The sequence below is a fragment of the Frankia sp. CcMO1 genome (assembly GCF_977945845.1).
This window is the reverse complement of record NZ_CDWTMG010000342.1, coordinates 1-3,811: the sequence shown is the minus strand read 5'-3', so window position 1 is coordinate 3,811 and position 3,811 is coordinate 1. Positions and strand designations below refer to the sequence as shown.

Annotated in this window: 5 protein-coding genes; all 5 read left to right on the top strand. The window is 67.7% G+C overall.

The window, feature by feature from the left end:
* Window positions 1-140 precede the first annotated feature (140 nt).
* The 5 genes from AC08OU_RS23435 to tmk all read left to right on the top strand — a co-directional run bounded on the left by AC08OU_RS23435 (window position 141) and on the right by tmk (window position 3,786).
* A complete protein-coding gene (locus AC08OU_RS23435) occupies window positions 141-452 on the top strand; it encodes a hypothetical protein (protein WP_476605828.1) in 312 nt (103 codons plus the stop codon).
* Complete coding sequence (locus AC08OU_RS23430; protein ID WP_476605827.1) at window positions 449-868, top strand: ATP-binding protein; 420 nt, start codon at window positions 449-451, stop codon at window positions 866-868. The genes AC08OU_RS23435 and AC08OU_RS23430 overlap by 4 nt, the downstream gene beginning before the upstream one ends.
* Window positions 869-1,101: 233 nt before the next feature.
* Window positions 1,102-1,908: a DNA glycosylase family protein gene (locus AC08OU_RS23425; RefSeq protein ID WP_476605826.1), complete on the top strand. Its 807-nt coding sequence runs from the start codon at window positions 1,102-1,104 to the stop codon at window positions 1,906-1,908.
* Window positions 1,892-3,358, top strand: coding sequence for a B12-binding domain-containing radical SAM protein (locus AC08OU_RS23420; RefSeq protein ID WP_476602365.1), 1,467 nt, complete (start codon window positions 1,892-1,894; stop codon window positions 3,356-3,358). Before AC08OU_RS23425 ends, AC08OU_RS23420 begins: the two co-directional genes overlap by 17 nt.
* Entirely contained in the window at window positions 3,355-3,786 is a 432-nt protein-coding gene (gene tmk, locus AC08OU_RS23415) for a dTMP kinase (RefSeq protein WP_476602364.1), read from the top strand. Before AC08OU_RS23420 ends, tmk begins: the two co-directional genes overlap by 4 nt.
* Window positions 3,787-3,811: the final 25 nt, after the last annotated feature.

Below are 3,811 nucleotides of genomic sequence, written 5' to 3'. Positions count from 1 at the left end.
CAGATCCTCATACATGGCCCGTCATGGCCGTATCCGTTCCGCCCGCTCACGCTGAGGACCAAGGCGCCCGGGGCCGGGTCTGAGGACCCCGCTCCCCGGCCTCGGGCGTCATCCATCCGTGCCAGGAGGGGAGGAAATCGGTGGACAGGGACACCGAAAGGCAAGACTCCGGGCTGGGGCCGCCGGGCGGCGCGGCGCTGCGGCTCATTGCTGAAGGGCTCGGGGCGGCGTTGGGACGGTTGGAAGCCGTCGGGGTCGTGCTCGCTTGCGACGCGGGCGACCTGCCCACCACCGCTGTGCAGCAGGCGGCCTTGGAGGAGCGAACCGAGGCCGTCACCGCGGAACTGCGCCGGTTGCCCGCCGTCCGGCAGGCCATCGAAGTGGAGATCGAGGTGTTGGGCGCCCGGGTGCTCACCGTTTCGCCGGCCACCCCCTCCCCGGGGCCGGCATGAACCTTCCGGCCAGCACCGCGCCCCAGCCAGCCGCCCACCTGCGTGCGAGCGTCCACCAGTTCGCCGCCGCCACCACGGCCCCGGCCTTGGCGCGGCAGGCGGCGGCCGGGCTGCTGGAGGGCTGGGGACTTACAGATCTTCTCGACACCACGGCCCTGTTGATTTCAGAACTCATTACCAATGCCGTCCGGGCCACGGAAAGTTCGGGTGGTAGCTTAAGGTCTATTGTATCCATGCGCATCAGCTGGGCCGCGCGAAGCCTCATCATCGAAATCTGGGATCGTAACCCGAAGCCGCCTGAACTTCAGGTTCAATATCTTGATCGTGAGAGCGGTCGGGGTCTCCACATTGTCGAAGCCCTGAGCCTTGCGGCAGCCTATTACCCGTCGCCCACCGGAGTCGGCAAAGTTACCTGATGCCAGATTGAGGCACCGGTGCCGTCCGAAGCTGAGGAGTCGGGCCCACTTCTCCCACACCGCCGGCCCACGGTTGCACGTGCCGATCCTGGGTTGGTTTTCGATGACATGGCCGTACTGAAACGGGTGCTCGATGGCCTGCGCGCCATGGACGGCCGCCTACCCCGGAGCGACGCCATGAGATAATAGCGTCATATCCTCGCCCAATACAGCCGTACTTCCGGAGTTTCCTCATGCCGTTTTCCGCAGACCGCTGGATGACCGAATACCCCGCCTGGCTTCCCACCGATACCGGGGTACGCCGCGTATTTGCGTTGCCGGGCGGCCCGGTCTTGGCGGAGGTTCACGGCGGCAACCTCACGCTCACGGCGCTGGGCGGCGACGAAGCGGAGCCGCTGGCGGATGTCTTCGGGATGCCGGACGGCGCTGCCAGTGAAGTGCCGGAGCTGGCCAAGGAGCTGGCTGGCCTGGGCAACGTGGGCCGCTTCCGCAACCCCTCGCTGTGGGAGGCGCTGGCGACCGCGATCCTGCGCCAGGTCATCCGGGCGGGCCAGTCCAAGAAGCTCTACCGACAGCTGTGCGCAGCCCACGGGCAGCAGGTGGCCCTGCCGGACGGCGACACCTACGGCCTGTTTCCGAGTCCGGAAAAAGTCCTGGAGCTGGACGACGAACAATACGGAGAGCTTGGGCTCGCTTTCAAGCGGGCAGCGATCCGGGCCGCCGCCACGGCCTACCTGGCCCACGGCGAAAACTGGAAGCGTCTGTCCCTACCGGCCCTCATCGACGAATTGCAGAGCGTCCAGCGGATCGGCCCTTGGACGGCCGGCGCGGCCGTTGCCGACTACACCAATACCTGGGACCTGTACCCCTACGCCGATCTAGCCGTACGCACGTGGGCGGGGCGGGCTGCCCCGGCGCACCACTGGTTCCATAACGAGCGTGCCTTCGGCGCTCAGTGGCGGCATCTGGCGGGGGAACACCTATCGACCTTGACCCTCCTGACCCTTGCTTGGGGATCGCAACATGGAGACATTGGATGACGGCCCCGTCCTGGGCGCCGACCTGAACCGCCCGCTCGACGCCGTTTTTATCAACGCCCCCTTGCGTGACTACGGCCTGCGCCCACGGGTGAACGACTTCACCTTGCCGGTACTGGGCATGGCCTACATCGCTACCTACGCGAGCAGCCAGGGCTTCAACGTCGGCGTACTTGACGCCGAAGCCTTGGGACTCGGCATCAAAGAGACCTATCAGCTGGTGAACAGCCTCGGCCCGCGCTGGGCCGGCTTCAACCTCTTGGCCCCCACCTACGAGGTGAGCGCCGAAATCGCCGCCGGCCTGGACCGGGACATCATGGTCATGGTCGGCGGGCACCAGGCCAAGGCCATGCCCAAAGCCATCATCGCCGACCCCCGCTTCGGGGCGCTCGAAGCCCTGGTGCTTGGCGAGGGCGAAACCCGCGTGGCAGAACTCTTGCAGGACAATCGCTCCCGCGCCGACCTACCCGGCGTGATGTGGCTCGACCCCATCCTTCACCAGCCCGTCACTGGCGGCCAGCCGGGCGCGGGCCACCACCTGGCCCCAGATGTGGACCGCCTGCCCTTCGTCGACCGCCGGTTTCTGGTGGGCGACCCGTACCAGGCGCCAGACGGCCGCGTCGAGGCCAACATGGTCGGTGCCCGCGGCTGCCCGTACGACTGCTCATTTTGTGGCGCCGCCGTCAGCGCCAACCCGGACATCACCATCCGCACCCGCACCCCTGCCGGCATTATCGCCGAGATGGAGGTGCTGCACGCCACGGGCGGCGTAACCGCCTTCCGCTTCGTCGATGATCTTTTTCTCGGTTACGAGCGGTTCATCCGGCAGTGCATGGAGGCCTTCACCGCCGCCCGCCTCGGGGAGCGATTCGTCTGGGATGCCACCGGCCGTATCAACATCCTGCATCGGGCCGATGACGCCCTGTTGGATGTACTGGCCGCCAACGGCCTGCGGGAAGTTGCTCTGGGTGTCGAGTCCGGCAGTGAGCGGCTGCTTGGGTACATGGGCAAACGGATCAACCCCGATATGACCCGCTCCGTGGTCCGTCGCCTCACCGAGCGCGGCATCTCGGTGAAGGGCTACTTCATCCTGGGCTTCCCCACAGAGACGCGCGAGGAGTTGGCGGCCACCGTCCGCCACGTCAGGGAGCTGTGGGAGGTGGCGGACGGCCAGCCAGGGAACTTCCGGGCCTCCGTCTTCGAGTTCCGCCCGTATCCCGGCACGCCGGAGTGGGACCGCATCGTGGCCACCGGCCGCTACCAGCCCGCGCAGCTTCTGGCCTACACCGCCGTTGACCTAACCGTTGGCGGCCTTGACGAAGCCATGCGCGGGCGCGACGAGTTCAACTTCTCGGTCAACATCCGGTTCGGGGAAGCCACCGTAGATGAGGTGCGGGCCGCCCTGGTGGAGCTGTCCCGCGAGCAGCACGCCCGTTCCAGCGTCCGCCGATGACTACCGGCTTTTTCCTCGCCATCGACGGCCCCAGCGGCATCGGCAAGAGCACGGTCACGGCCGCCCTGGCCCGGCAACTCGCCGGCGCCGGGCTGCCGGTGCTGGCGACCAAGGAGCCCACCGCCAGCCCCCTGGGCAGCCTGACCCGCTTCGGTACTGACGACTACCAGGGGATCACCCTCGCCTGCCTGGTGGCGGCCGACCGCTACCAGCACCTTGAAATGGAGATCCGCCCGGCACTGGCAGCTGGCACTGTCGTGGTGTGCGACCGATATGCGGCGTCTTCCCTGGTGCTTCAAGGCCTCGACGGCGTGCCCGCCGACTTCCTATGGACGTTGGCGGCCGCGGCCGACCGGCCCGATCTGACGGTCATCCTCGCGGGCGACCCCGTCCGCTCCCGCGAGCGGGCGGCCCAGCGCGGCCTCTAGGGCCTGTTTGGGAAGTTCGTCGGGG